Source organism: Streptomyces sp. CB02366 (assembly GCF_001905905.1).
Lineage (GTDB): Bacteria > Actinomycetota > Actinomycetes > Streptomycetales > Streptomycetaceae > Streptomyces.
In genome coordinates this window covers 217,449-243,597 of record NZ_LIVT01000004.1, presented here as the reverse complement: position 1 = coordinate 243,597, position 26,149 = coordinate 217,449, and the positions used below count along the sequence as shown (strand labels likewise).

Genomic DNA, 26,149 nt, shown 5'->3' with positions numbered 1-26,149 from the left:
GGACGGCCGGTATCAGCCAGTGATACGGACGCCCGGCCGCTCCGGGCGGTCTGAGAGAATTGCCGTGTGATCTCTCGAATCGATCTGCGCGGTGACGCCCTCCCCGAGGGCGGAGCCCTGCGCGACCTGCTGCCCCGTGCCGAGTTCGACGTGGAAGCCGCCCTGGAGACGGTGCGGCCCATCTGCGAGGACGTACGCCATCGTGGTTCCGCGGCGGTGATCGAGTGGGGAGAGAAGTTCGACGGTGTCCGGATCGCATCGGTACGGGTGCCCGCCGAGGCCCTGACCCGCGCCCTGGCGGAGCTGGACCCGGCCGTCCGGGCGGCGCTGGAGGAGTCGATCCGCCGCGCCCGCCTGGTCCACCGCGAACAGCGCCGCACCACGCACACCACCCGGGTCGTCCCCGGCGGCGCCGTCACCGAGAAGTGGGTTCCCGTCGAGCGCGTCGGGCTCTACGTCCCCGGAGGCCGCTCGGTCTACCCCTCCTCCGTCGTGATGAACGTCGTCCCGGCCCAGGAGGCGGGCGTCGAGGGCGTCGCCGTCGCCTCCCCGCCGCAGAAGGACTTCGACGGCCTCCCGCACCCCACGATCCTCGCCGCCTGCGCCCTGCTCGGCGTCGACGAGGTGTACGCGGCGGGCGGCGCCCAGGCCGTCGCGATGTTCGCGTACGGCACCGGGGACTGCCCCCCGGTCAACCTGGTCACCGGCCCCGGCAACATCTACGTCGCCGCCGCCAAGCGCCTCCTCAAGGGCCGCGTCGGCATCGACGCCGAGGCCGGGCCCACCGAGATCGCGATCCTCGCGGACGCCACCGCCGACCCGGCGCACGTCGCCGCCGACCTGATCAGCCAGGCCGAGCACGACCCGATGGCCGCCGCCGTCCTGGTCACCGACTCCGAGGAGCTGGCCGCCGCCACCGAGGCGGAGCTGGCCGTGCAGGTCCCCGCGACCAAGCACGTCGAGGACCGCGTCGGGCCCGCCCTCGCCGGCCGCCAGTCCGCGATCGTCCTGGTCTCCTCGATCGAGGACGGCCTCAAGGTCGTCGACGCCTACGGGGCCGAGCACCTGGAGATCCAGACCGCCGACGCCGCCGCCGTCGCCGACCGGGTCCGCAACGCCGGGGCGATCTTCGTCGGCCCCTGGTCCCCGGTCTCCCTCGGCGACTACTGCGCCGGCTCCAACCACGTCCTGCCCACCGGCGGCTGCGCCTGCCACTCCTCGGGCCTGTCCGTGCAGTCCTTCCTGCGCGGCATCCACATCGTCGACTACACCCGCGACGCGCTCGCCGAGGTCACCCACCACGTCGTGGCCCTCGCCGAGGCGGAGGACCTCCCCGCCCACGGCGCCGCCCTCAAGGCACGTTTCGCCGAAGGCGAACTCGACGAACACCGTGGCTGGAAGGTCCCGCAGCAGTGACGAACGACCCCTCGCCCCGCGACGCCCGGGACGAACTGCCCGTCCGCGACGAACTGCGCGGCCAGTCCCCGTACGGAGCGCCCCAGCTCGACGTCCCCGTACGCCTCAACACCAACGAGAACCCCTACCCGCTCCCCGAGGCCCTGGTCGAGCGGATCGCCGAACGCGTCCGCGAAGCCGCCCGCGGCCTCAACCGCTACCCCGACCGGGACGCCGTCGAACTCCGCACCGAACTGGCCCGCTACCTGACGCGGACCGCCGGCCACGAGGTCACGGCCGCCCACGTCTGGGCCGCCAACGGCTCCAACGAGGTCCTCCAGCAACTGCTCCAGACCTTCGGCGGACCCGGGCGCACCGCGATCGGCTTCGAGCCCTCGTACTCCATGCACGCCCTGATCTCACGGTCCACCGGCACCGGCTGGATCTCCGGGCCGCGCAACGACGACTTCACCATCGACGTGGACGCCGCCCGCGCCGCCATCGCCGAGCACCGGCCCGAGGTCGTCTTCATCACCTCGCCCAACAACCCCACCGGCACCGCCGTCCGGGCCGAGACCGTCCTCGCCCTGTACGAGGCCGCGCAGGCCGCCCGGCCCTCGATCGTCGTGGTGGACGAGGCGTACGGCGAGTTCAGCCATCACCCCTCGCTGCTCCCGCTGATCGAGGGCCGCCGCCACCTGGTCCTCTCCCGGACCATGTCCAAGGCGTTCGGCGCGGCGGGGCTCCGCCTCGGCTACCTCGCCGCCGACCCGGCCGTGGTCGACGCCGTCCAGCTGGTCCGGCTGCCCTACCACCTCTCCTCCGTCACCCAGGCCACCGCGCTCGCCGCCCTGGAGCACACCGATACGCTGCTGGGGTACGTCGCGCAGCTCAAGGGCGAGCGCGACCGGCTGGTGGCCGAGCTGCGCGCCATCGGCTACGAGGTCACCGAATCGGACGCCAACTTCGTCCAGTTCGGCCGCTTCGACGACAGCCACGCCGTCTGGCGGCAGATCCTCGACCGGGGCGTCCTGGTCCGGGACAACGGCGTACCGGGCTGGCTGCGGGTCACCGCCGGCACCCCCGAAGAGAACGACGCGTTCCTCGATGCGGTACGCGAACTGAAGAAGGAGCACGACGCATGAGCCCCCGCACAGGCCGCGTGGAACGCACCACCAAGGAAACCTCCGTGCTCGTCGAGATCAACCTCGACGGCTCCGGAAAGGTCGACGTCGCCACCGGGGTCGGCTTCTACGACCACATGCTCGACCAGCTCGGCCGCCACGGCCTCTTCGACCTCACCGTCAAGACCGAGGGCGACCTGCACATCGACAGCCACCACACCATCGAGGACACCGCCCTCGCCCTCGGCGCCGCCTTCAAGCAGGCCCTCGGCGACAAGGTCGGCATCTACCGCTTCGGCAACTGCACCGTCCCGCTGGACGAGTCGCTCGCCCAGGTCACCGTCGACCTCTCCGGCCGCCCCTACCTCGTGCACACCGAGCCCGAGAACATGGCGCCGATGATCGGCGCGTACGACACGACGATGACCCGGCACATCCTGGAGTCCTTCGTCGCCCAGGCGCAGATCGCCCTGCACGTCCACGTGCCGTACGGGCGCAACGCCCACCACATCGTCGAATGCCAGTTCAAGGCGCTCGCCCGCGCCCTGCGCTACGCCAGCGAGCACGACCCGCGCGCCGCCGGCATCCTGCCCTCCACGAAGGGCGCCCTGTGAACGGCCTCAACACCATCCTGATCGTCGTCGGCCTCTTCCTGGCCGGCGGCGTCTACTCCTTCGCCAAGCAGGGGATGCCCAAGGGCGTCATCGTGCTGTTGTCGATCGGCTCCGTGATGTGCCTGGTGGCGGGCATCCTGCGGATCCAGGGACTGTGGGACTGAGGGCGGGCACGTGATCAGCGAGTACGACAAGAAGGCCATGGCATGACCGACACCAAGAAGGTCGTCGTCTTCGACTACGGCTTCGGCAACGTCCGTTCCGCCGAGCGGGCCCTCGCCCGCGTCGGCGCGGACGTCGAGATCACCCGCGACTACGACCGCGCGATGGCCGCCGACGGACTGCTCGTCCCCGGCGTCGGAGCGTTCGCCGCCTGCATGGAAGGGCTCAAGCGGGCCCGCGGCGACTGGATCGTCGGCCGCAGGCTCTCCGGCGGACGCCCCGTCATGGGCGTCTGCGTCGGGATGCAGATCCTGTTCGAGCGCGGCGTCGAGCACGGCGTGGAGACCGAGGGCCTGGACGAATGGCCCGGCACGGTCGGCCCCCTCAAGGCCGACGTCGTCCCCCACATGGGGTGGAACACCGTCGAGGCCCCCGAGGACTCCCGGCTCTTCGCCGGCCTGGACGCCGACGCGCGCTACTACTTCGTGCACTCCTACGCGGCGCACGACTGGTCCCTCGAAGTCACCAACGCCAAGATCCGGGCCCCCCGGGTCACGTGGTCCACCTACGGCGAACGGTTCGTGGCCGCCGTCGAGAACGGCGCGCTGTGGGCCACCCAGTTCCACCCCGAGAAGTCCGGCGACGCCGGCGCCCAGCTGCTGACCAACTGGATCGAGACGCTGTAATGCCGAAGCTTGAACTGCTCCCCGCCGTCGACGTCCGCGACGGCCAGGCCGTCCGCCTCGTCCACGGCGAGTCCGGCTCCGAGACCTCCTACGGCTCCCCGCTGGAGGCCGCCCTCGCCTGGCAGAGCGCCGGCGCCGAGTGGCTGCACCTGGTGGACCTGGACGCCGCCTTCGGGACCGGCGACAACCGCGCCCTGATCGCCGAGGTCGCCGGGGCCATGGACATCAAGGTCGAGCTGTCCGGCGGCATCCGCGACGACGCCTCCCTCGCCGCCGCCCTCGCCACCGGCTGCCGCCGCGTCAACCTCGGCACCGCCGCCCTGGAGACCCCCGAGTGGGTCGCCAAGGTCATCGCCGAGCACGGCGACAAGATCGCCGTCGGCCTCGACGTCCGCGGCACCACCCTGCGCGGCCGGGGCTGGACCCGCGACGGCGGCGACCTGTACGAGACCCTGGCCCGTCTCGACTCCGAGGGCTGCGCCCGCTACGTCGTCACCGACATCGCCAAGGACGGCACCCTCCAGGGCCCCAACCTGGGCCTGCTGCGCGACGTCTGCGCCGCCACCGACCGCCCGGTCGTCGCCTCCGGCGGGGTCTCCTCGCTCGACGACCTCCGCGCCATCTCCCTCCTCGTCCCCGAGGGCGTCGAGGGCGCGATCGTCGGCAAGGCGCTGTACGCGAAGGCGTTCACGCTGGAAGAGGCGCTCAAGGCGGTCGCCGCATGAGCGGGGCCGCCCCTTCCGTACGCCGGATCTCCACCGGTGCGCCCTGGGAGGAGAAGTTCGGCTACTCGCGCGCCGTCGAACTGCCCAACGGGCTCGTCCTGGTGGCCGGCTGCACCTCCGTGGTCAACGGCGAGATCGCCGCGGGCTCCCCGTACGAGCAGGCCGTCACCTCCTTCGACGTCGCGTTCGCCGCGCTGGAGCAGGTGGGCCTCGGCCGCGAGGACGTCGTCCGCACCCGGATGTACATCACGCACGCCCGGGACGTGGAGGAGGTCGGCCGCGCCCACAAGGAGCTGTTCGACGCCGTGCGCCCCGCCGCGTCGATGATCATCGTGTCCGGTTTCGTGGACCCGAGCCTGGTCGTCGAGGTCGAGGTCGAGGCGTACCGGGGAGGCGCGCGATGAGCCTCGCCGTACGGGTCATCCCCTGCCTGGACGTCGACAACGGCCGGGTCGTCAAGGGCGTCAACTTCCAGAACCTGCGCGACGCGGGCGACCCCGTCGAGATGGCCAAGCTGTACGACGCCGAGGGCGCCGACGAACTGACCTTCCTCGACATCACCGCCTCCAGCGGCGACCGCGAGACGACGTACGACGTGGTGCGCCGCACCGCCGAGCAGGTCTTCATCCCGCTCACGGTCGGCGGCGGCGTCCGCACCGCGGACGACGTCGACAGACTGCTGCGCGCCGGGGCGGACAAGGTCGGCGTCAACACCGCCGCCATCGCCCGCCCCGACCTCATCCGCGAGGTCGCCGAACGCTTCGGACGCCAGGTCCTGGTGCTCTCGGTCGACGCCCGCCGCACCTCGCGGGGCACGTTCGAGGTCACCACTCACGGCGGCCGCAAGGGCACCGGCATCGACGCCGTCGAATGGGCCCACCGGGCCGCCGAACTGGGCGCGGGGGAGATCCTGCTCAACTCGATGGACGCGGACGGCACCAAGGACGGCTACGACACCGAGATGATCGAGGCGGTGCGCGGACACGTCTCCGTCCCCCTCATCGCCTCCGGCGGCGCGGGCCGGCTCGCCGACTTCGCCCCGGCGATCGGGGCGGGGGCCGACGCGGTGCTCGCCGCCTCCGTCTTCCACTTCGGCGACCTGCGGATCTCCGAGGTCAAGGACGCACTGCGGGAGGCGGGCCACCCGGTCCGCTGAACCGCGGCCGAGCGGTACGAGCGGTGTCACCGGTCCACCGAGACCGGTGATACCGCCGATGCGCGTCCCCGGCGGGCGGGGCGAGAGTGGCGGACGCCGGCGACACGAACGCCGGCCGCCGCCACGCCGCGCGTCCCCGCGCCCTCGGACGAGGGGCCGCAGACCCGCGCGTGGTGCGGTCCGCCACCACCGAGAGGACCCCCCCGTGCAGCAGCACCTCCCCTCCGGCACCCTCCCCCCGCGCCCCTCCCGCCCCCGCCGCTTCCGTACGGTGACGGGCCTGGCGACCGCCGGCGCGGCCACCGCCGGCCTCCTGATGACCGCCCTGGCCCCGGGCGCCCAGGCCGCCGACAACCCCTACGAGCGGGGCCCGGCGCCCACCAACGCCTCCATCGAGGCGAGCCGCGGCCCCTACGCCACCTCGCAGACCTCCGTCTCCTCCCTCCTGGTGAGCGGGTTCGGCGGCGGCACCATCCACTACCCGACCTCCACCGCCGACGGCACCTTCGGCGCGGTCGTCGTCTCGCCCGGCTTCACCGCCTACGAGTCCTCCATCGCCTGGCTCGGGCCGCGCCTGGCCTCCCAGGGCTTCGTGGTCTTCACCATCGACACCATCACCACGCTCGACCAGCCGGACAGCCGGGGCCGCCAGCTCCTCGCCGCCCTGGACTACCTGACCCAGCGCAGCTCGGTACGGGCCCGGGTCGACGCCTCCCGGCTCGGGGTGATGGGCCACTCGATGGGCGGCGGCGGCAGCCTGGAGGCCGCGAAGAGCCGCACCTCGCTGAAGGCGGCGATCCCGCTGACCGGCTGGAACACCGACAAGACCTGGCCCGAACTGCGCACGCCCACCCTCGTGGTAGGGGCGGACGGCGACACGGTCGCGCCCGTCGCCACGCACTCCGAACCGTTCTACGAGTCGCTGCCCGGCTCGCTCGACAAGGCGTACCTGGAGCTGCGCGGCGCCTCGCACTTCACGCCGAACACCTCCAACACGACGATCGCGAAGTACAGCATTTCCTGGCTGAAGCGGTTCATCGACGACGACACCCGCTACGAGCAGTTCCTCTGCCCGCTGCCCGCACCGAGCCTGACCATCGCGGAGTACCGGGGCACCTGCCCGCACACCGCTTAGCCCGGACCCCGCCACCCCTGCCGCGCTGTGCTCCGGCACAGCGCGGCAGGGCCCGCACTGGGCGGGCGCACCGCGCCGGGGCGTCCTCGCGCACTATCCGGACGGGGCGCTTCCCGGCCCGCCGGCCCGACCGTACCGTGCCGGTGTGACCTCATCGACGACCGTGCGCAGTCCGGGCCGGCTGTACGGCCGGAACGATGAACTCGCCGCCGTAAGAAGCCTGTTGGACGCGTCGTGGCAGGGCGGTGGAGGAGCGCTCGTCCTGGCCGCGCCACCCGGGCTCGGCCGTACGGCCCTGCTGCGCGCCGCCGCCGAAGCGCACCGGGGCCGGGGCCCCGTGCTGTACGCGACCGCCGCCCGGGCGGACCGGTCCGCGGCCGGTGAGGGGCCGGACGGACTGTTCGCCCCGCAGCCCGCCGCCCCGTGCCCCGTCATCACGCCGGAGGCGCTGGCCGCCCGGCTGCGGGAGCCGCGGGAGCCGTACGCACCGGGCGGCGGGCGGCCCCTGCTCGTCTGCGCCGACGACGCGCACGCCTGGGACCGGGCGCCCCGGGCCGCCCTGGTCTCCGCGGCCCACGGGGCGGGCGCGGGCAGCCGGACCGCCGTCCTGCTCACCGCCGCCGACGGGACCGGCCTCTTCGCCGGACTGCCCACGCTCCGCCCGGGGCCGCTGGAGGCGGAGGCGGCTTCGGCGCTCCTGGACCGACTCACCCCGGGCGCCGGTACGGAAGGGCTCGACCCGGTCGTACGCGCCGAACTCCTCGGCGAGGCGGCCGGGAACCCCTCTCTGCTCGTCGGGCTCACCCGCCGCCTCACCCCGGACGAGCTGGCCGGAAGGGCTCCGCTGCCCTACCCCCTGCCCGGCGGCGAAGCGGTCCTGGCCGCCCACGCCGAACGCCTCGACGGCCTCCCGGCCCCGGCCCGCACCCTGCTCCTGCTCGCCGCGGCGGCCCAGGAGCACGAGCCGGGCGGGGCGGGGGCGGACGCCCTCCTCCTGCTGCGCGCGGGCGCCCGCCACGGGCTGCCCCCGGCCTTCCTGGACCGGGCGCTCTCCGGCCTCACCGGCACCGGGGGCCTCCTCCAACGGGCAGGCGACCGCGTCCACTTCTCCCACCGCCTGATCGCCCGCGCCGTACTCCGCCACGCCCCCCGGGCCCACCGCCGAGCCGCCCACGAACTGCTCGCGGCCCTGCTGGCGGAGGCCGCGGACCGGCTGCCCGCAGACTCCGCTTCCGGCCGGACCCGCGCGGGCGGCGCCGGAAGCCGGGCCTCCACACACCCCACCGGCGGCCGGACCCCCGGTCGGCCCACCGGCTCCCCGGCCTCCCGGGGGGCGGCGGGGGAGCCGGGGCCCGCCGCCGGCCGGGGGGCCCGAACGGCGGCCTCCCGGCCGCCGGATGCCACGGCTCCCGCGGACCTGCCGGACGGCCCCGCCCCCGCGCCCCTCGCCGCGCTCGTCCAGCGGGCCTGTGCCGCGGCGGGGCCGGACCCCGTGCTGGCCGCCCGGATCGAGGCGGCCGCCGCCTCCCCCCGGCCGCACGCCGAACGCTCCGCCGCCCTCGTCCGCGCCGCTCTGCTCTCCGCCGAACCGGCGCTGCGGGCGGCCCGGTTCGCCGCCGCGGCCGAACAAGCGGGGCTGGCGGGCGATCCGGCCCGGGCCCGCGCCCTGCTGGCCAGGACCGGGCCCCGGACGGCCGGCGCGGCGGCCCGGCCGGGCGGGGCCTCGCGGGGCCTGGCGTCCTACGTCCACGGCATGCTCACCCTGCGCTCCGGGCCCGCCGCCGACGCCCACGAAGCCCTGCTCGCCGCGGCCGGACTGCTCGACCCCCACGACCCCCGGACGGCCGACGCCCTCCTCAAAGCGGCCGAGGCCGCCTGGGCGGCGGGGGACGCGCTCGGCTACCTCGACGCCCTCGGCCGCCTCTCCCGCGCCCCGGCGGAGGAGGGCCTGGAGGACTACCGGGCCGGTATGGCCGCCGTGCTCCAGGGCCGTACCGCCGAAGGCCACGCCCGGCTCCGCCGCTGCCTCGGCCCCGCCGGAGGCCCCGGCGGCCCGGCCGGGCTGCTGCGGGCCGGGGTCGCGGGGCTGGTGCTCGGGGACCTCGCCGCCGCCTGCCGCGCGGGGGCCCGGGCGCTCGCCGCCGTACGGACGGAGGGGCCCGACGCGCTGCTGCCCCAGGCGCTGGAACACCTCGCCTACGCCGAACTGCGGGCCGGGCGGCACGCCGGCGCGCGGGCCCACGCGCTGGAGGGGCTGCACGCCGCCCGCCGCGCGGGGCAGCCCAACGCCTCCGCCCAACTGCACGCCGTCCTCGCTCTCGCCGCCTCGGTGGAGGGCCCCGCCGAGGCGTGCGCCGCACACGCGGACGCCGCGCTGGCCGGGGCGGCGCCGAACGGGCTGGCCCAGGCCGCCACCCTCGCCACCTGGGCACGGGCCCGCGCGGACCTGGCGTCCGGGCGGCCCGGCGACGCGGCCGCCCGGCTCGCCCCCCTGATCGGAGCAGGGCCCGGCCGGGGCCACTTCGCCGTCCGGACGCTCGCCGTGCCCTGCTGGGTCGAGGCCGCGGTGCTGGGAGGACGGCTGCCGGAGGAAGCCGGCGAACTGCACGCCGCCGTCGACGCGTTCGCCTCCTGGGCGGCGCGGACCGCCGATCCCGGAGCCCCCGCCCAACTGGCCCGCTGCCGCGCCCTGCTGGCCCCCGCCGACGAGGCCGACGCCCGCTACGCCGAGGCCCTCGCCCACCACGGCCGGGCCGAGGGCGACTTCGAGCGGGCCCGCACCCAGCTGCTGTACGGGCAGTGGCTGCGCCGCCGCCGGCGCACCCGGGAGGCGCGCGGGCCGCTGCGCGACGCCCTGGTGGCCTTCCAGCGCTGCTCGGCCCGCGCCTGGGCGGACCGGTCGGCCGGGGAGCTGCGGGCGGCGGGGGAGCCGGCCGGGAACCCGCGGGAGGCGGGCGGCGAACCGCTGGCCGCGCTCACCCCGCAGCAGCAGCGCATCGCCCGCTGCGTCGCCGAGGGCGCCACCAACCGCGAGGTGGGGCTGCGCCTCTCGCTCAGCCCGCGCACCGTCGACCACCACCTCCGCAACGTCTTCGCCGCCCTCGGCATCCGCTCCCGTACCGAACTGGCCCGGTTGCTGCGCCCCTGAGCCACCGGGAGGTTGCCGGACCGTGATGACGAGTTCCGCGCAGACCCCTAGGTACCGACTGGGCGGTATGCCATTCTGCGGGCGTCAGGATCGTCTCGCCGCGCTCGTGCCCGCCGGGCCGGGCGCTCCGTGCGCCGGGCCCGCCGTTCGCGCGGCCGGCCGAATCCGGGTGGAGGCCGCCATGCCCCAGGTCGTACGTCAGCGGATCGTCCCGCCGCACGGAAGGCCCCCGGCGCCGCAGCCGCCGGTGCCGTCGCTGCCGGAGCGCTTCCGGTCGCTGGCCGACCGCGAGGCCGTCCAGGTGCTGCACCGGGCCGCCCGGGTCCTCGTCGCCTCGCTCCCGGCCCTCACCGACCGGCTCGTCGAGGCCCTGTACGCCCAGGAACCCGGTTACCGGGCGGCGATCGACTCCGCCCGGGCCGAGGTCTGGCAGGAGGTGCACCACTCGCTGCGGCACAACGTGGGCTCGCTGCTCCAGCCCCGCGAGTTCCGCGAGCCCGCCCACCGCACCTCCCGCTGGATCGGGGAGATCCGCGCCGAGCAGGGCGTACCGCTCGACGCGGTCCTGCACGCCTTCCGGATGGGCGGCGCGATGGTCTGGCAGGGCCTCGTGGACGAGACCGCGCGACGCGACGCCGACGACGTCCGGCTGCTCGTCCATGTCGCGGCCGACGTGTGGAACTTCGTCGACGAACACTGCGGGATCGTCGCGGACGCCTACCGGCAGGCCGAGCGGCGGCTGGCCTGGCGGCGCGGGAACCGGCAGCGGCTCATGGTCGCCGCCCTGCTCGACGGGACCGCCCGGATCGCGGACCTCGCGGAGGCGTCCGCGATGCTGGGGCTGCCGGAACAGGGCCGGTACGCGGTGCTCGCCGTGGCCGCCGGCCCCGGCCGCGGAACGGCGCCCGCGACCCCGGACGCCCCGGGGGCCGTACCGGACGGACCGGGGAGCGGGCCGGACGGGTCGGGGGCCGCGCCGGGCGGGTCCGGTTCCGCCGTCCGGCCTCCGCTTCCGCTTCCCGCCGCCGCGGGCGCGGCACCGCTCTGGCACCCGGGCCCGGACGCCGAGTTCGCGATCCTGCCGCTGACGGAAGAGCCCGGCGAGCTGAGCGCGCTGGCCGCAGGGCTCGACGTACCGCCCGGTGTCCGGGCCGGGATCGGCTCCGCCGTCGAGGGGCTGGCCGCGCTCGGCGAGGCCCGGCGGACGGCGGAGACCGCGCTGCGCGCCTGCCCCGCGACCGGGGGCGCCGTCCTGCTCGACGAACACCTCCCGGACGCCCTGGTCGTCTCCTGCCCCGACCTCGCGGGGGCGCTCGCCGACCGGGTGCTGGGGCCGCTGGACCGGCTGGACCCCGCCGACCGCGACGTCATCGTGGAGACCCTCACCGCCTGGCTGGACGCGGACGGCTCGGCGCAACGGGCGGGTGCGCGGCTCTACTGCCACCGCAACACCGTCCTCAACCGCCTCCGCCGCTTCGAACAGCTCACCGGCCGCTGCCTCACCCGCCCCCGCGACGCGGTCGAGATCTCCCTCGCCCTGGCCGCGCGGCGGCTGCGCGGCGCGTGAAGCGCGCCTCACCGCGCCGGACCGGCCCGCCGGCCCGGGACTACATCCCCAGCTCCGCCATCCGCAGCCGCTCCACCGCCGCCTCCTCGCCCTCCACCTGGACGTCCGCCGAGTCCTGCCGGCCGAAGGCGTACAGCAGCAGCTCGCCGGGCTCCCCGGTCACCGTCACCACCGGCACCCCCTTGTGCGCCACCGTCGTCCGGCCGTCCGGCCGACGCAGCACCAGCCCCACCGGGGACCGGCGGCCCAGCAGCCGGGAGGTCTTCTCGATGTGGGACCAGAGCACGTCGGAGAAGACCGGGTCCAGCTCGCGGCGCGACCAGTCCGGCTGGGCCCGGCGCACATCCTCCGTGTGGACGAAGAACTCGACGGTGTTCGCCGCCTCGTCGATCTGCTTGAGGGACATCGGGGAGAACCGGGGCGGACCGGTCCGGATCAGCTGGATCAGCTCCTCGTACGGCTTCGCCGCGTACTCCGCCTGCACCCGCTCCAGCCGGGCCTTCAACGCCCCCACCAGCAGCCCGCCCGCCGCGTCCGCGCGGCGTTCGCGGACCACCACGTGGGCGGCCAGATCGCGGGTCTTCCAGCCGTCGCACAGGGTCGGAGCCCCGGGCCCGGCCGCTTCCAACAGATCGGCGAGCAGAAGACGTTCACGCTTCGCATGGGTCGACATGTCCGCCAGCGTACGACCGCCACCCGGCGTCCGCCCAGTGGACGCCGGCCCGGACGGCGTTCCCGCCCACGGCACAATGGGTCCATGACGAGCACGCCCGGCGCCACGCCGCCCGCCAGCAGCCTCGACCCCGCCGTCGCCGCCCGCCTCAAGCGCGGCGCGGACGGCCTGGTCCCGGCCATCGCCCAGCAGTACGACACCGGCGAGGTGCTGATGCTCGGCTGGATGGACGACGAGGCGCTGCACCGCACCCTCACCACCGGCCGCTGCACCTACTGGTCGCGCAGCCGCCAGGAGTACTGGGTCAAGGGCGACACCTCCGGCCACGTCCAGCACGTGAAGTCCGTCGCCCTGGACTGCGACGCCGACACCGTGCTGGTCAGGGTCGACCAGACCGGCGCCGCCTGCCACACCGGCGACCGCACCTGTTTCGACGCCGACGTCCTGCCCCTCCTCGGCGGTTAGGGTCCGGCCATGGATCTCGACACCTTCCGCAAGCTGGCCGTCGACCGGCGCGTCGTCCCCGTCAGCCGCCGCCTCCTCGCGGACGGCGACACCCCCGTCGGCCTCTACCGCAAGCTCGCCGCCGAACGCCCCGGCACCTTCCTCCTGGAGTCCGCCGAGAACGGCCGGACCTGGTCGCGCTACTCGTTCATCGGCGTCCGCAGCGCCGCCACCCTCACCGCCCGTGACGGCGAGGCCCACTGGCTCGGCGCCGCGCCCGTCGGCGTCCCCCTCGGCGGCGACCCGCTGGAGGCGCTGCGCGCCACCGTCGAGACCCTGCACACCCCGCGCGACCTGGTGAGCGACCTGGGCCTGCCGCCGTTCACCGGCGGCATGGTGGGCTACCTCGGCTACGACGTCGTCCGCCGGCTGGAGAAGATCGGCGAGCACGGCGGCGACGACCTGCAGCTGCCCGAGCTGACCATGCTCCTCACCTCGGACCTCGCCGTCCTCGACCACCGGGACGGCGCCGTCCTGCTGCTCGCCAACGCGATCAACCACAACGACCTCGACACCGGCGTCGACGAGGCGTACGCGGACGCCGTCGCCCGCCTCGACGCGATGGAACGGGACCTGCGCCGCCCGGTCGAGAACGCCCCCGCCGTCCTGCCCCCCTCCGAACTGCCCCCCTGCACCGCACGGTGGGGCGGCGACGCCTACCAGGACGCCGTCGTCGACATCAAGGAGCGCATCCGGGCCGGCGAGGCGTTCCAGGTCGTCCCCTCCCAGCGGTTCGAGACCCCCTGTACCGCGAGCGCCCTCGACGTCTACCGGGTGCTGCGGGCCACCAACCCGTCCCCGTACATGTACCTCTTCCGTTTCGACGGATTCGACGTGGTCGGCTCCAGCCCCGAGGCCCTGGTCAAGGTCGAGGACGGCCGGGCCATGGTCCACCCCATCGCCGGAACCCGGCACCGGGGCGCCACCCCCCAGGAGGACCAGGCGCTCGCCGAGGAACTGCTCGCCGACCCCAAGGAGCGCGCCGAGCACCTGATGCTCGTCGACCTCGGCCGCAACGACCTGGGGCGGGTCTGCGAACCGGGCAGCGTGGAGGTCGTCGACTTCATGTCGATCGAGCGCTACTCCCACGTGATGCACATCGTCTCCACCGTCACCGGCCGGGTCACCGAGGACCGCACCGCCTTCGACGTGCTCACCGCCTGCTTCCCCGCGGGCACCCTCTCCGGGGCCCCCAAGCCGCGCGCCATGCAGATCATCGAGGAGCTGGAGCCGAGCCGCCGCGGACTGTACGGAGGCTGCGTCGGCTACCTCGACTTCGCCGGGGACTCCGACACCGCCATCGCCATCCGGACCGCCCTCCTGCGCGACGGCACCGCGTACGTGCAGGCCGGGGCCGGGGTCGTCGCCGACTCCGACCCGGTCGCCGAGGACACCGAGTGCCGCAACAAGGCGGCGGCCGTGCTCCGCGCCGTCCACACGGCCAACCGGCTCCACGACCGCTGAACCGGTAGGGGATAGTGGAAGGCGTGAGTGCCGCCCCCGTACCCCAGCCCCGAACCGCCGACCCCGCGCCCGGCGCCGCGTCCGACCGGGCGGGGAGCCGCCGCAGCCTCGCGGCCGCCCTGCTCCTCGGCGCGGCCGGCGCGACCGTCGTCCTCCTCGCCTCCGGACAGACCTGGGCCGAGGGCGACGCGGCCACCGGCGGCGGAGCCCTCCCGCTCTCCGTCGACGGCCGGGACGTCACCGGCGTCCCGGCGGCCCTGGCCGTCGTCGGCCTCGCCGCCCTCGTCGCCGTCTTCGCCGTACGCGGCGCGGCCCGCCGGATCGTGGCCGCGCTGCTCGCCCTCAGCGGCCTCGGAGCCGCCGTCAGCGCGTGGACCGGCGCGTCCGACAGCGCGGCCCTCGACGAGGAGGCCGCCAGGACCACCGGGGACACCGCGGCCACCATCGACGCCCTCAGCCACACCGGCTGGCCCTACGTCACGGCGGCCGGCGGCGTGCTGATCCTGCTGGCCGGGCTCCTCGCCCTGCGCCACGGCGCCCGCTGGCCCGCCATGTCCGGGAAGTACGAGCGCGACGGCGCCCCCCGCCCCGGCAGGGCGTCCCGCACGGCCCCCGCCCCGGACCGCCCCGAGGACCTGTGGAAGGCCCTGGACCGGGGCGAGGACCCGACGCGCGGGTGACCCCAGGCTCACCTCCCGCCGCCCCGTACGGGACAATGGGAAACGAGCCGTCCCCCGGGCGGCGGCCACACGTATCAGCGTCACCCACTGCGCAACACCAACGAGGAGCAACTCATGGCGGGCACGAGCCACGGACACACCCCGGCCGCCTGGACCGGTGTCATCATCTCGTTCATCGGCTTCTGCGTCGCAGGCGTCTTCATGGTCGCGGCCAACCCGCTCGGCTTCTGGGTCGGTGTCGCCGTGATCTTCGCCGGTGGCCTCGTGGGCCTCGCCATGAAGGCGGCCGGCCTCGGCATGCCGAAGGAGTCGGCCGAGATGGTAGAGGCCCGGGCGCGTGCCGGACAGGCGCAGGCCTCCCACTGACCCGGCCGCCGGCCCGTCCCGGCGACCGACACGCGGAAAGGCGCGACCCGCTGCCGGGCCGCGCCTTTCCGCGTCCTCGGGGGACAATCGGCGGGTGGACGCCTCGCCAACCCCCTCAGCAGCCCAGCCGTCCCCCGGCGCCGCCCCGCCGCCGGGGACCGGCCCCGGCCCGGCCCGCCCGGAGACCGCCCCGCAAAGCCCCGGCCCCGGGACCATGCCGCAGACGGTCTGCCCGATCCCGGAGGCGGCCCCGTACGCCGCGCCGGACCGGCAGGCCCCGCACCCCGGCCCCTGCGCCGCAGGCTTCGCGCAGGGCCGGCCGGTCCCGCCGCCGGTGCACCCCTCCCGCCTCCGCCGCCTCGCGGTCCCGGCGGGCATCCTCGCGGCGGTCGCCGGGGCCTTCGCCTACGTCGGAGCCGTGGACCCCAACGAGGCCGGGCACTACCCCGTCTGCCCGCTGCTCAGGCTGACCGGGATCCTCTGCCCCGGCTGCGGCGGACTGCGCAGCGCCCACGCCTTCGTCACCGGCGATCTCGGCGCGGCGTTCTCCGCCAACGCGATCGCCACCGCCGGCTACTTCCTCTTCGCCGCCCTCTGGGCGCTGTGGCTGGTACGCGCCTGGCGCGGCCGCCCGCTGAGGATCGGCCTCGCCCCCGTCCACTGGTGGGCCGTGGGAGCCGTCCTAGCGGTCTTCACCGTCGTCCGGAATCTGCCGTTCGGCTCGGCACTGGCCCCATGAAACGGCCGGGCCGCTCCTCCCCGGTGCCCAGGTAGTGGGACGGGACGTGGCCGGATGCGGGCCCCGGGCCCCGCTGCGGATACCATCGGTACGGCTGATCCTGTTCCCTCATCACCGTTCCGGAAGGGGGCCGCTCGCGTGAGTGTGCTCGACGAGATCATCGACGGCGTTCGCGCCGACCTCGCGGAGCGGCAGGCGCGCGTCAGCCTCGACGAGCTGAAGGAGCGCGCCGCGCGCGCCCCCCAGGCCAAGGACGGAGTCGCCGCCCTGCGCGGCGAGGGCGTCACCGTCATCTGCGAGGTCAAGCGCTCCTCCCCGTCCAAGGGGGCCCTGGCCGCCATCGCGGACCCCGCCGCGCTCGCCGCGGACTACGAGGCGGGCGGCGCGTCCGTCATCTCGGTCCTCACCGAGGAGCGCCGCTTCGGCGGCTCGCTGGCCGACCTGGAGGCCGTCCGCGCCAAGGTCGACGTCCCGGTCCTGCGCAAGGACTTCATCGTCACCTCGTACCAGCTGTGGGAGGCCCGCGCCTACGGCGCCGACCTCGCCCTGCTGATCGTCGCCGCCCTCGACCAGGAGGCCCTGGTCTCCCTGATCGAGCGGGCCGAGTCGATCGGACTCACCCCGCTGGTCGAGGCGCACGACGAGGAGGAGGCGGAGCGCGCCGTGGACGCCGGCGCCAGGATCATCGGCGTCAACGCGCGCAACCTGAAGGACCTCAAGGTCGACCGCTCCACCTTCGAGCGCGTCGCCCCCGAGATCCCCGACCACATCGTCAAGGTCGCCGAGTCCGGCGTCCGGGGCCCGCACGACCTGATCGCGTACGCCAACGCCGGCGCCGACGCCGTCCTGGTCGGCGAGTCCCTGGTCACCGGCCGCGACCCGCGGACCGCCGTCGCCGACCTGGTCGCCGCCGGCGCCCACCCGGCGCTCCGCCACGGCCGCGGCTGACCCGGAGCGTCCGACCATGCCCGACCGTCCCCCGCACCGCACCCGGCCGGGCCTCGGCGCCGCCGGGGCCCCGGCCCGCGATCCGCACGCCCCGCTGGCGCGCGGGTGCCGGCCGCGCGGCTGCCGCGCCCCCGCCCGGCGCGTGCTCGGCCGGCGCGTGCGGTACGTCATCGGGGACGAGCCCGGCCAGGTCAACGGGATGCGATGGCGCCCGGGGACCGCGCTGTAGCGAGCCCCGGCCGACGTACCGCACCACCCCCGTTCCCTCTCGTACGTACGACCGCACCGCCGTGACCGCAGACCGGTCGCGGCGGCGCCCGCTGCCCGGCGCATACGGTGAACCCACCCGTTGCCATGCCAAGGAGCACGTCGCATGTCGTCCGACTTCTTCATCCCGGACCCCGAGGGTCTGATCCCCAGCGCCGAGGGCTATTTCGGCGCGTACGGCGGAAAGTTCATCCCCGAGGCGCTCGTCGCCGCCGTGGACGAGGTCGCCGTCGAGTACGACAAGGCCAAGGCCGACCCCGCCTTCGCCGCCCAGCTCGACGAGCTGATGGTGAACTACACCGGCCGCCCCAGCGCGCTGACCGAGGTCCCGCGCTTCGCCGGACACGCGGGCGGCGCCCGGATCTTCCTCAAGCGCGAGGACCTGAACCACACCGGCTCGCACAAGATCAACAACGTGCTGGGCCAGGCGCTCCTCACCAAGCGCATGGGCAAGACGCGGGTCATCGCCGAGACCGGGGCCGGCCAGCACGGCGTCGCCACCGCGACCGCCTGCGCCCTCTTCGGCCTCGACTGCACCATCTACATGGGCGAGGTCGACACCCGGCGCCAGGCGCTCAACGTCGCCCGGATGCGGATGCTCGGCGCCGAGGTCGTCGCCGTGAAGTCCGGCTCGCGGACCCTGAAGGACGCCATCAACGAGGCGTTCCGCGACTGGGTCGCCAACGTGGACCGCACGCACTACCTCTTCGGCACGGTCGCGGGCCCGCACCCCTTCCCGGCGATGGTCCGCGACTTCCACCGCGTCATCGGCGTCGAAGCCCGCCGCCAGCTCCTGGAGCGCACCGGCCGCCTCCCGGACGCGGCGGTCGCCTGCGTCGGCGGCGGCTCCAACGCCATCGGCCTCTTCCACGCCTTCATCCCCGACGCCGGAGTCCGCCTGATCGGCTGCGAACCCGCCGGGCACGGGGTGGAGACCGGCGAGCACGCGGCCACCCTCACCGCCGGGGAGCCCGGAATCCTGCACGGGTCGCGCTCCTACGTCCTCCAGGACGACGAGGGCCAGATCACCGAGCCGTACTCCATCTCGGCCGGACTGGACTACCCGGGCATCGGCCCCGAGCACTCCTACCTCAAGGACGTCGGACGCGGCGAGTACCGCGCGGTCACCGACGACGCGGCCATGCGGGCGCTGCGCCTGCTGTCGCGCACCGAGGGCATCATCCCGGCCATCGAGAGCGCCCACGCGCTCGCCGGCGCCCTCGACCTCGGCGAGGAGCTGGGACCGGACGGGCTCATCCTGGTCAACCTGTCCGGCCGGGGCGACAAGGACATGGACACCGCCGCCCGCTACTTCGGGCTCTACGACACCGACGCCGCCGTCGAGGCGGACGCCGACAGCGACCGCGCCGAGATCGAGGGGGACGCCACGTGAGCGGCAACATCGAGCTGTTGAACACCACTCTCGCCGGTGCGAAGGCGGCGGACCGGGCGGCGCTCATCGCCTACCTCCCGGCCGGCTTCCCGACCGTGGACGGCGGCATCGAGGCGGTCAAGGCCGTGGTCGCGGGCGGCGCGGACATCGTCGAGGTCGGACTCCCGCACAGCGACCCCGTCCTCGACGGGCCGATCATCCAGACCGCCGACGACATCGCCCTGCGCGGCGGCGTCCGGATCGCCGACGTGATGCGCACGGTCCGCGAGGCGCACGAGGCCACCGGCGTCCCGATCCTCGTCATGACGTACTGGAACCCCATCGACCGCTACGGTGTGGAGCGGTTCACCGCCGAGCTGGCGGAGGCGGGCGGGGCCGGGTGCATCCTGCCCGACCTGCCGGTCCAGGAGTCCGCGCTGTGGCGCGAGCACGCCGAGAAGCACGGGCTGGCCACCGTCTTCGTCGTCGCCCCCAGCAGCCGGGACGCCCGCCTCGCCGCCATCACGGCGGCCGGCAGCGGCTTCGTCTACGCCGCTTCCCTGATGGGCGTCACCGGCACCCGCGCCTCCGTCGGAGCCCAGGCCCAGAACCTGGTGGAGCGCACCCGCGCCACCACCGACCTCCCGGTCTGCGTCGGCCTCGGCGTCTCCAACGCGGCGCAGGCCGCCGAGGTCGCCGGGTTCGCGGACGGCGTGATCGTCGGGTCGGCGTTCGTCAAGGCCATGCTGGACGCCCCGGACGAGGCCGCCGGCCTCGCCGCCGTCCGCTCCCTCGCGGGCGAACTGGCCGAAGGCGTTCGAAAGCGCTGACCCCTCGCATCACCCGAACGGATGGATTGTGGGCCGGGGAGGCGCGAAGGCGCCTCCCCGGTTCGTTTCCCCCGGTGTGAGCGACAAGATCCCTGAGGGAAACAGAAGCGCGCGTGAGCGCCTGGCCCGGCAGCGCGAGCAGGAGAAGGGGCGCGAGAAGCGCCGCCGGACGCTGATCGTCGCCTCGGCGGTGGCCGGGGTGCTCGGCCTGGCCGCCGTGGTCGGCCTGATCGCGGCCAATGTGGGCGAGGACGGGGGCGAGGACACCGCGTCCGGGCCCGCCATCGCCCCGTCGGGCGCGTCCGGCGAGGACGCCCTGACCCTGCCGGTCGGCGCGGCCGACGCCCCGTCCACCCTCACGATCTGGGAGGACTTCCGCTGCCCCGTCTGCGCCCAGTTCGAGAACGCGCTGCGGGACACCGTCACGGAGCTGGTGAACGACGGACAGGTCAAGGTGGAGTACCACCTGGCCACGATCATCGACGGCAACCTCGGCGGCTCCGGCTCGCTGCGCGCCGCCAACGCCGCCGCCTGCGCCCAGGACGCCGGCAAGTTCGCGCCCTACCACGACGTCCTCTTCAGCAACCAGCCGCCCGAGCCGGACGACGCCTACGGCAGGAACAGCCGGCTGATCGAGCTGGCCGGGAAGGTCCAGGGGCTCGACACGCCGGAGTTCCGCAGCTGTGTGGAGGACGGCGCCCACGACAGCTGGGTGAAGAAGTCCGACACGGCCTTCCGCGAGGGCGGCTTCCAGGGCACGCCGACCGTGCTGCTCAACGGGGAGTCGGTCTTCCCGGCCAAGGACGGCGAACAGATCTCCCCGGCGGCCCTGAAGAAGTGGGTCCTCGCGGCCAACAAGGGCAAGAAGCCGGGCACCGCCGCCCCGGCCGCCCCCTCGGAGGGGACGGCCACGGCCGACGGGTCCGCGGCCCCGACGCCGTCGGACGACGGGGCGTCCGCCCCCGCCGCCCCGTCGTCGGCCGCCGGTTCCTGACCGGCCCGAGGGCCCCGTTCACCGCGGGCCCCCGGCCCGTCCACGGGGCGGTCCCCGTTACCCAGACGTTGCCGGGTGGCTTGCCGTACCCACCGCCCGGCAGGGTAGCGTCGACCTCGCCATGAACCTTGCCTCCATTCCCAGTCCGTCGACCGGCGTGATCGAGCTCGGCCCGATCCCGCTCCGCGGCTACGCGTTCTGCATCATCATCGGTGTCTTCGTCGCCGTCTGGTTCGGCAACAAGCGCTGGATCGCCCGGGGCGGCAAAGCCGGCACCGTGGCCGACGTGGCCGTCTGGGCGGTTCCCTTCGGCCTCGTCGGCGGTCGGCTCTACCACGTGATCACCGACTACCAGCTGTACTTCAGCGAGGGTGAGAACTGGGTCGACGCCTTCAAGATCTGGCAGGGCGGCCTCGGCATCTGGGGAGCCATCGCCTTCGGCGCGGTCGGCGCCTGGATCGCCTGCCGCCGCCGGGGCATCCCCCTGCCGGCCTGGGCCGACGCGCTGGCCCCCGGCATCGCCATCGCCCAGGCCATCGGCCGCTGGGGCAACTGGTTCAACCAGGAGCTGTACGGCAAGCCCACCGACCTCCCCTGGGCGCTGGAGATCAGCGAGGGCGCCAACCGGGTCGCCGGGACGTACCACCCGACCTTCCTGTACGAATCGCTGTGGTGCGTCGGTGTGGCGCTGCTCGTCATCTGGGCGGACCGCCGCTTCACGCTGGGCCACGGCCGGGCGTTCGCGCTGTACGTCGCGGCGTACTGCGCCGGGCGCGGCTGGATCGAGTACATGCGGGTCGACGAGGCCCACCACATCCTGGGCCTCCGCCTGAACGTGTGGACCGCGATCATCGTCTTCGTCCTCGCCGTCGCCTACATGGTGGTCTCCGCGAAGACGCGGCCGGGCCGCGAGGAGGTCGTCGAGCCCGACCGGGACGCTCCGGCGAAGACCTCCGACGAGGACGGCGCCGCCGGCTCGGACGCCGCCGCGCAGGACGCCGGAGCGAAGAAGGACCCGTTCACGAAGGACGGACCGGGGGAGAGGGGCACGGGCCTCACCGCCGGAAGCACCGAAGCGGCGGCCGAGAAGAGCTGACCGGGCGGCGGCCGGGAACGGCCGCCTTCCCGCGTCCTCCCCGGCCGCACCCGCACACCTCCCGCTCGCCGGGCGGGCCCGCCGTCTCAGGCCCGCCCGGCGAGCGCGATCGTCCGGCGGGCGGACGCCACCACCGCCGCGTCCACGAACCTCCCGTCCGGCAGCGCCAGCGCGCCCCCCTCCACCGCCGAGGCCGCGACGATCTCCTCGGCCGCCTCCACCTCCTCCGCGGTCGGCAGGAACGCCCGTTCGATCACCTCCAGCTGGCGCGGGTGGATCGCCGCCCGGCCCAGCATCCCGAGCGCCCGCCCCCGCCCGCACGACGTCCACAGCCCGTCCAGGTCCCGGACGTCGGGGAACACCGACTGGACCGGCGGCGGAAGGGCCGCCGCCCGGGCCGCCACCACCACCCGGCCGCGTGCCCAGTCCAGCCCGGCGTCCTCCCGTACGCCCAGGTCCGCCCGCAGGTCCGCCTCGCCCAGCGCGATGCCGTGGACGCGGTGGTGGGCCGAGGCGATCGAGTACGCGTGCTCGATCGCGAGCGCCGACTCCAGCAGCGGATACAGCGGCACGCCCGGGGCCACCGCCGCCACGTGGTGCACCGAGACCGCGTGGGTGATCTTCGGCAGCCGGAACGCGGCCAGCCCCGGCAGCCCCGCCAGCGCCCGGACGTCGTCCTCGCCGTGCACCCGGACATGGACCGGCACGGCGTCGGGGGCCGCGGTCACCCGGTCGCCGAGGAGTTCGGCGGTGGCGGCGCGCGCGTACTCCTTGCGGTCCGGGGCGACGGCGTCCTCCAGGTCGACGATCACCACGTCCGCCCCGCAGCCCAGCGCCTTGGCCACCACCTCCGGCCGGTCGCCGGGCACGTACAGCCAGGTCAGCGGCGGCCGGGCGGCGTCGGCGCGCGAGTCCTCCGGCAGCGGGGGGAGCGGCGGCACCCGGCCGGTCACAGCGCCCCCTGGTCCCGCAGCGCGGCGATCCGGTCCTCCGAGAAGCCGAGCCCGGCCAGGATCTCCTCGGTGCCCGCACCGTGCGGTCGGCCCGCCCACCGGATGGAGCCCGGCGTCGCGGAGAGCCGGAAGAGGACGTTCTGCATCCGCAGCGGACCCAGCTCCGGGTCGTCGATCTCCGCGAGGGTGCCCAGCGCCCGGTACTGCGGGTCCTCCATCACCTCCCGCACGTCGTGGATCGGCGCGACCGCGGCCTGCGCCTTCTCGAAGGCGTCCAGTACCTCGTCGCGGTCGTGCCGGGAGATCCAGTGGCCGACCGCCGCGTCCAGCTCCTCGGTGTGCTCGGCCCGGGCGGCGCCCGACCCGAACCAGGGTTCCTCGATCAGCTCGGGGCGGCCCACCAGGCGCATCACCCGCTCCGCGACGGACTGGGCGGAGGTGGAGACCGCGACCCAGTGGCCGTCGGCGGTGCGGTAGGTGTTGCGCGGGGCGTTGTTGCGGGAGCGGTTGCCGGTGCGCGGCTGGACGTAGCCGAGCTGGTCGTACCAGAGCGGCTGCGGGCCCAGCGCGGTGAGGATCGGCTCGATGATCGCCAGGTCCACCACCTGCCCCGCGCCGGTCTTCTCCCGCCCGGCGAGCGCGGCCATCACCGCGTACGCCGTCGCCAGCGCCGCGATGGAGTCCGCGAGCCCGAACGGCGGCAGCGTCGGCGGCCCGTCCGGCTCCCCGGTGATCGCCGCGAACCCGCTCAGCGCCTCGGCCAGCGTCCCGAAGCCGGGGCGGTGCGCGTAGGGACCGAACTGGCCGAAGCCGGTGACCCGGGCCAGCACCAGGCGCGGGTTGACCGCGTGCAGCTCCTCGGGGCCGAGCCCCCAGCGCTCCAGGGTGCCGGGCCGGAAGTTCTCGACGATCACGTCGCTCCCGGCGGCCAGCCGGAGCAGCACGTCCCGGCCGCCGGGCGCGGACAGGTCGAGGGTCAGGGTGCGTTTGTTGCGGCCGAGCAGCTTCCACCACAGGCCGATCCCGTCCTTGGCGGGCCCGTGCCCGCGCGAGGGGTCCGGCTTGCGGGGGTGCTCGACCTTGATCACATCGGCGCCGAAGTCCCCGAGCATGGTGGCGGCGAGGGGCCCGGCGAAGAGGGTGGCGAGGTCGAGGACCTTCAGCCCGGTCAGCGGCCCCGCGGCGGTGGCGCTCATGACGCCTCGATCTCGCGGCGGTAGGGCATGGACGTGGACGCGCCGGGCTTCTGCACGCAGAGCGCGGCGGCCGAGGAGGCGAACGCCACGGCCCCGGCCACCGGCCGCCCCTCGCCGAGCGCCACGGCCAGCGCGCCGACGAAGGTGTCCCCGGCCCCGGTGGTGTCCACGGCTCTCACCGAAGGGGCCTCGAAGAGCACCGGTTCGCCGCCCCGGGCCGCGTACAGGCACCCCTTCGCGCCCAGGGTGATGAGCACCTCGGGCACCTTCCGCAGCAGGATCTGGGCGGCGGCGTGCGGTTCGTCCTGCCCGGACAGCTCGGCGGCCTCGTGCTCGTTGGGGACCAACAGGTCGATGTGGTCGAAGAGTTCGTCGGGCAGGGACTGGACGGGGGAGGGCGTCAGGATGGTCCGCACGCCTTGGGCGTGAGCGGCGCGGGCCCCCTCGACGACGGCGGACAGGGGGAGCTCGAGCTGCATCAGCAGCAGTTCGGAGGCGGCGATCGCCGCGATCTCCCCGGGCCCGAGAGCGGTGACGGACCCGTTCGCACCGGGGACCACCACGATCGCGTTGGACCCGGTGTCGTCCACCACGATGTGGGCGGTGCCGCTGGGGCCCTCGGCGGTGTGCAGCAGGTCGGTGTCCACCCCCGCGTGTTCGAGGGCGTCCCGCAGGCGCGCCCCGTACGCGTCGTTCCCGACCGCGCCGATCATCATCACCTCCCCGCCCGCGCGGGCGGCGGCCACGGCCTGGTTGGCGCCCTTGCCGCCGGGAACCGTCCGGAACTCCCGTCCGGTGACGGTCTCGCCGCGGCCGGGGGCGCGGGCCGTGTGGACGACGAGGTCCATGTTGGTGCTGCCGAGCACGGCGATGCGGGTCATGGGCGCAGAGCCTCCTGGTGGGTCAGTGCGGCGAGGGTGTCGAAGCCGGTCCGGTCGAAGCCGGGTACGGAGGTGGAGAGCCGGTTCTTCAGCGGGGCCGTCCACCGCTCGGGCAGGGCGTCCGGCCGGCCCGCCAGCAGCCCGGCGAGCGCCGAGCCGTGCCGCGCCAGCAGCAGCCCGGAGAAGATCGCGTACTCCGTGTCGTCGGTGCCCGCCGGATCGTCGTCCACGAAGCCCTCGATCCGGCCCCAGCGGCGGCGGATCTCGGAGGGCCGCAGATTCTCCGCCGGGGCGCCGAGCGCGTCCCCGACCGCCAGTCCCAGCAGCGCGCCCCTGGCCCGCTCCCCGCCGGCCGCCGTGCTCCTCGTACCGCCGTTCACCGCGTCGCCGTTCATCGCGCCGCCCTTCCGCTCGTTCGGCGGGACCGGGTCCGAGCCCGGAGCGGCCTCCGCGTCCGGGGCCGGGACCGCCTCCGGGTCCTGTCCGCATCTGTGCCACGCGGCGGGCGGAGCGAGGCGGAGAACACGCGGAAAGGGGCCGGGTGGGTGACGGCCGGGATAGCTGAGGCTCACCTTTCTTCGCAGGTCAGAAGGGGTATAGGGCAGCCTTGCCTTGCTGGCGGCGGACACCCGGACGGCGTAGTTTGGACTTTGTCGAAAGTTGTACGCAAGGGGAAGCGGTGGGGTGGCAACCCCCCGTTCGCGAGGGGAGAGGCACGCCGTGGCCATCATCGAGACCGACGCCGTCCTGCACGAAGCGCACCGGGACAACCACACGCACCGGGACGTGAACGGCGGCTGGCTGCGCCCCGCCGTCTTCGGCGCCATGGACGGCCTGGTCTCCAACCTCGCTCTGATGACCGGGGTGGCCGGCGGCGCGGTCTCCCAGCAGACCATCGTGATCACCGGCCTCGCCGGGCTCGCCGCCGGGGCCTTCTCCATGGCGGCGGGCGAATACACCTCCGTCGCCTCCCAGCGCGAACTGGTCGAGGCGGAGCTGGACGTCGAGCGCCGCGAACTGCGCAAGCACCCCAAGGACGAGATGGCGGAGCTGGCCGCCCTCTACGAGTCCCGGGGCGTCGACGCCCCGCTGGCCCGCGAGGTCGCCCGCCAGTTGTCGCGCGACCCCGAGCAGGCGCTGGAGATCCACGCCCGCGAGGAGCTGGGCATCGATCCGGGCGACCTGCCCTCCCCGCTGGTGGCCGCCGTCTCCTCGTTCGGCGCTTTCGCCCTGGGGGCCCTGCTGCCTGTCCTGCCCTACCTCCTCGGCGCGAGCGCCCTGTGGCCCGCCGTCCTCCTGGCCCTGGCCGGACTCTTCGCCTGCGGCGCGGTCGTGGCCCGGGTGACGGCCCGCAGCTGGTGGTTCAGCGGACTGCGGCAGCTCGCCCTCGGCGGGGCGGCGGCGGCGATCACCTACGGCCTGGGCACCCTGTTCGGCGTGGCGGTCGGCTGACTCCCGGCTGGGCCGGCGGGGT

The 26,149-nt window shown here is 75.0% G+C and carries 27 protein-coding genes and 1 pseudogene; 23 read left to right on the top strand and 5 right to left on the bottom strand.

Annotated elements, in window-relative coordinates; all coding sequences use genetic code 11:
• The first annotated feature begins 66 nt into the window (after nt 1-66).
• The 11 genes from hisD (at nt 67) to AMK24_RS15390 (ending at nt 11,712) form a co-directional block, all read left to right on the top strand.
• Nucleotides 67-1,416: a histidinol dehydrogenase gene (gene hisD / locus AMK24_RS15435; RefSeq protein ID WP_073769313.1), complete on the top strand. Its 1,350-nt coding sequence runs from the start codon at nt 67-69 to the stop codon at nt 1,414-1,416.
• Nucleotides 1,413-2,540, top strand: coding sequence for a histidinol-phosphate transaminase (locus tag AMK24_RS15430; protein ID WP_073769312.1), 1,128 nt, complete (start codon nt 1,413-1,415; stop codon nt 2,538-2,540). Before hisD ends, AMK24_RS15430 begins: the two co-directional genes overlap by 4 nt.
• Entirely contained in the window at nt 2,537-3,133 is a 597-nt protein-coding gene (gene hisB, locus AMK24_RS15425; protein WP_073769311.1) for an imidazoleglycerol-phosphate dehydratase HisB, read from the top strand. The genes AMK24_RS15430 and hisB overlap by 4 nt, the downstream gene beginning before the upstream one ends.
• Nucleotides 3,130-3,297, top strand: a complete 168-nt coding sequence (locus tag AMK24_RS34220; RefSeq protein ID WP_199876430.1) for a hypothetical protein — start codon at nt 3,130-3,132, stop codon at nt 3,295-3,297. Before hisB ends, AMK24_RS34220 begins: the two co-directional genes overlap by 4 nt.
• A gap of 42 nt (nt 3,298-3,339) precedes the next feature.
• Nucleotides 3,340-3,981 (top strand): imidazole glycerol phosphate synthase subunit HisH, encoded by a 642-nt coding sequence (hisH, locus tag AMK24_RS15420; RefSeq protein ID WP_073769310.1) that lies wholly within the window; start codon nt 3,340-3,342, stop codon nt 3,979-3,981.
• Nucleotides 3,981-4,706: a bifunctional 1-(5-phosphoribosyl)-5-((5-phosphoribosylamino)methylideneamino)imidazole-4-carboxamide isomerase/phosphoribosylanthranilate isomerase PriA gene (gene priA, locus AMK24_RS15415; RefSeq protein WP_073769309.1), complete on the top strand. Its 726-nt coding sequence runs from the start codon at nt 3,981-3,983 to the stop codon at nt 4,704-4,706. Before hisH ends, priA begins: the two co-directional genes overlap by 1 nt.
• On the top strand, nt 4,703-5,110 hold the full coding sequence (locus AMK24_RS15410) for a RidA family protein (protein ID WP_073769308.1): 408 nt from the start codon (nt 4,703-4,705) through the stop codon (nt 5,108-5,110). The genes priA and AMK24_RS15410 overlap by 4 nt, the downstream gene beginning before the upstream one ends.
• Nucleotides 5,107-5,862 carry an imidazole glycerol phosphate synthase subunit HisF gene (hisF, locus tag AMK24_RS15405; RefSeq protein ID WP_073769307.1) on the top strand — a complete coding sequence of 252 codons (756 nt, stop codon included), beginning with the start codon at nt 5,107-5,109 and terminating at the stop codon, nt 5,860-5,862. Before AMK24_RS15410 ends, hisF begins: the two co-directional genes overlap by 4 nt.
• A 205-nt stretch (nt 5,863-6,067) precedes the next feature.
• A complete protein-coding gene (bdeA, locus tag AMK24_RS15400) occupies nt 6,068-6,997 on the top strand; it encodes a bis(hydroxyethyl) terephthalate hydrolase (protein ID WP_073769306.1) in 930 nt (309 codons plus the stop codon).
• 145 nt (nt 6,998-7,142) lie between these two features.
• Nucleotides 7,143-10,145, top strand: coding sequence for a helix-turn-helix transcriptional regulator (locus AMK24_RS15395; RefSeq protein ID WP_073769305.1), 3,003 nt, complete (start codon nt 7,143-7,145; stop codon nt 10,143-10,145).
• 181 nt (nt 10,146-10,326) lie between these two features.
• A complete protein-coding gene (locus AMK24_RS15390; RefSeq protein WP_073769304.1) occupies nt 10,327-11,712 on the top strand; it encodes a PucR family transcriptional regulator in 1,386 nt (461 codons plus the stop codon).
• 40 nt (nt 11,713-11,752) lie between these two features.
• On the opposite strand, the gene AMK24_RS15385 is transcribed toward AMK24_RS15390, so the two are convergent.
• Nucleotides 11,753-12,385, bottom strand: a complete 633-nt coding sequence (locus AMK24_RS15385) for a TIGR03085 family metal-binding protein (RefSeq protein ID WP_073769303.1) — start codon at nt 12,383-12,385, stop codon at nt 11,753-11,755.
• 84 nt (nt 12,386-12,469) lie between these two features.
• Here AMK24_RS15385 and hisI point away from each other — a divergent pair, with 84 nt between their 5' ends.
• From hisI to lgt, 11 genes are all read left to right on the top strand, one after another.
• Nucleotides 12,470-12,850 (top strand): phosphoribosyl-AMP cyclohydrolase, encoded by a 381-nt coding sequence (gene hisI, locus AMK24_RS15380; protein WP_073769302.1) that lies wholly within the window; start codon nt 12,470-12,472, stop codon nt 12,848-12,850.
• 9 nt (nt 12,851-12,859) lie between these two features.
• Nucleotides 12,860-14,353 (top strand): anthranilate synthase component I, encoded by a 1,494-nt coding sequence (locus tag AMK24_RS15375; RefSeq protein WP_073769301.1) that lies wholly within the window; start codon nt 12,860-12,862, stop codon nt 14,351-14,353.
• A gap of 14 nt (nt 14,354-14,367) precedes the next feature.
• Entirely contained in the window at nt 14,368-15,033 is a 666-nt protein-coding gene (locus tag AMK24_RS15370; protein ID WP_073769300.1) for a TIGR02234 family membrane protein, read from the top strand.
• 114 nt (nt 15,034-15,147) lie between these two features.
• The gene (locus tag AMK24_RS15365) at nt 15,148-15,399 is read left to right on the top strand and encodes an HGxxPAAW family protein (RefSeq protein WP_073769299.1); all 252 of its coding nucleotides are present in this window, start codon (nt 15,148-15,150) and stop codon (nt 15,397-15,399) included.
• A 214-nt stretch (nt 15,400-15,613) separates the two neighbouring features.
• A complete protein-coding gene (locus tag AMK24_RS15360; protein WP_079190528.1) occupies nt 15,614-16,138 on the top strand; it encodes a DUF2752 domain-containing protein in 525 nt (174 codons plus the stop codon).
• A 138-nt stretch (nt 16,139-16,276) separates the two neighbouring features.
• Nucleotides 16,277-17,086, top strand: a complete 810-nt coding sequence (gene trpC / locus AMK24_RS15355; protein ID WP_073769297.1) for an indole-3-glycerol phosphate synthase TrpC — start codon at nt 16,277-16,279, stop codon at nt 17,084-17,086.
• A gap of 16 nt (nt 17,087-17,102) precedes the next feature.
• The gene (trpM, locus tag AMK24_RS15350; protein WP_073769296.1) at nt 17,103-17,315 is read left to right on the top strand and encodes a tryptophan biosynthesis modulator TrpM; all 213 of its coding nucleotides are present in this window, start codon (nt 17,103-17,105) and stop codon (nt 17,313-17,315) included.
• A gap of 144 nt (nt 17,316-17,459) precedes the next feature.
• The gene (gene trpB, locus AMK24_RS15345; protein ID WP_073769295.1) at nt 17,460-18,746 is read left to right on the top strand and encodes a tryptophan synthase subunit beta; all 1,287 of its coding nucleotides are present in this window, start codon (nt 17,460-17,462) and stop codon (nt 18,744-18,746) included.
• On the top strand, nt 18,743-19,555 hold the full coding sequence (trpA, locus tag AMK24_RS15340) for a tryptophan synthase subunit alpha (RefSeq protein WP_073769294.1): 813 nt from the start codon (nt 18,743-18,745) through the stop codon (nt 19,553-19,555). The genes trpB and trpA overlap by 4 nt, the downstream gene beginning before the upstream one ends.
• 76 nt (nt 19,556-19,631) lie before the next feature.
• Nucleotides 19,632-20,549: a thioredoxin domain-containing protein gene (locus AMK24_RS15335; RefSeq protein WP_073769581.1), complete on the top strand. Its 918-nt coding sequence runs from the start codon at nt 19,632-19,634 to the stop codon at nt 20,547-20,549.
• A 121-nt stretch (nt 20,550-20,670) separates the two neighbouring features.
• On the top strand, nt 20,671-21,645 hold the full coding sequence (gene lgt / locus AMK24_RS15330; protein ID WP_073769293.1) for a prolipoprotein diacylglyceryl transferase: 975 nt from the start codon (nt 20,671-20,673) through the stop codon (nt 21,643-21,645).
• Nucleotides 21,646-21,731: 86 nt separating this feature from the next.
• Here lgt and AMK24_RS15325 read toward each other — a convergent pair whose 3' ends face one another.
• The 4 genes and pseudogenes from AMK24_RS15325 to AMK24_RS15310 all read right to left on the bottom strand — a co-directional run.
• The gene (locus tag AMK24_RS15325) at nt 21,732-22,598 is read right to left on the bottom strand and encodes an HpcH/HpaI aldolase/citrate lyase family protein (RefSeq protein WP_079190527.1); all 867 of its coding nucleotides are present in this window, start codon (nt 22,596-22,598) and stop codon (nt 21,732-21,734) included.
• A complete protein-coding gene (locus tag AMK24_RS15320; protein ID WP_073769292.1) occupies nt 22,595-23,794 on the bottom strand; it encodes a CaiB/BaiF CoA transferase family protein in 1,200 nt (399 codons plus the stop codon). The genes AMK24_RS15325 and AMK24_RS15320 overlap by 4 nt, the downstream gene beginning before the upstream one ends.
• A complete protein-coding gene (gene rbsK / locus AMK24_RS15315) occupies nt 23,791-24,675 on the bottom strand; it encodes a ribokinase (RefSeq protein ID WP_073769291.1) in 885 nt (294 codons plus the stop codon). The genes AMK24_RS15320 and rbsK overlap by 4 nt, the downstream gene beginning before the upstream one ends.
• 146 nt (nt 24,676-24,821) lie before the next feature.
• Nucleotides 24,822-25,070, bottom strand: a pseudogene (locus tag AMK24_RS15310) (ADP-ribosylglycohydrolase family protein); the annotation flags it as partial.
• 325 nt (nt 25,071-25,395) lie between these two features.
• On the opposite strand from AMK24_RS15310, the gene AMK24_RS15305 reads away from it, so the two are divergent.
• Nucleotides 25,396-26,127, top strand: a complete 732-nt coding sequence (locus tag AMK24_RS15305) for a VIT1/CCC1 transporter family protein (protein WP_073769290.1) — start codon at nt 25,396-25,398, stop codon at nt 26,125-26,127.
• Nucleotides 26,128-26,149 lie beyond the last annotated feature (22 nt).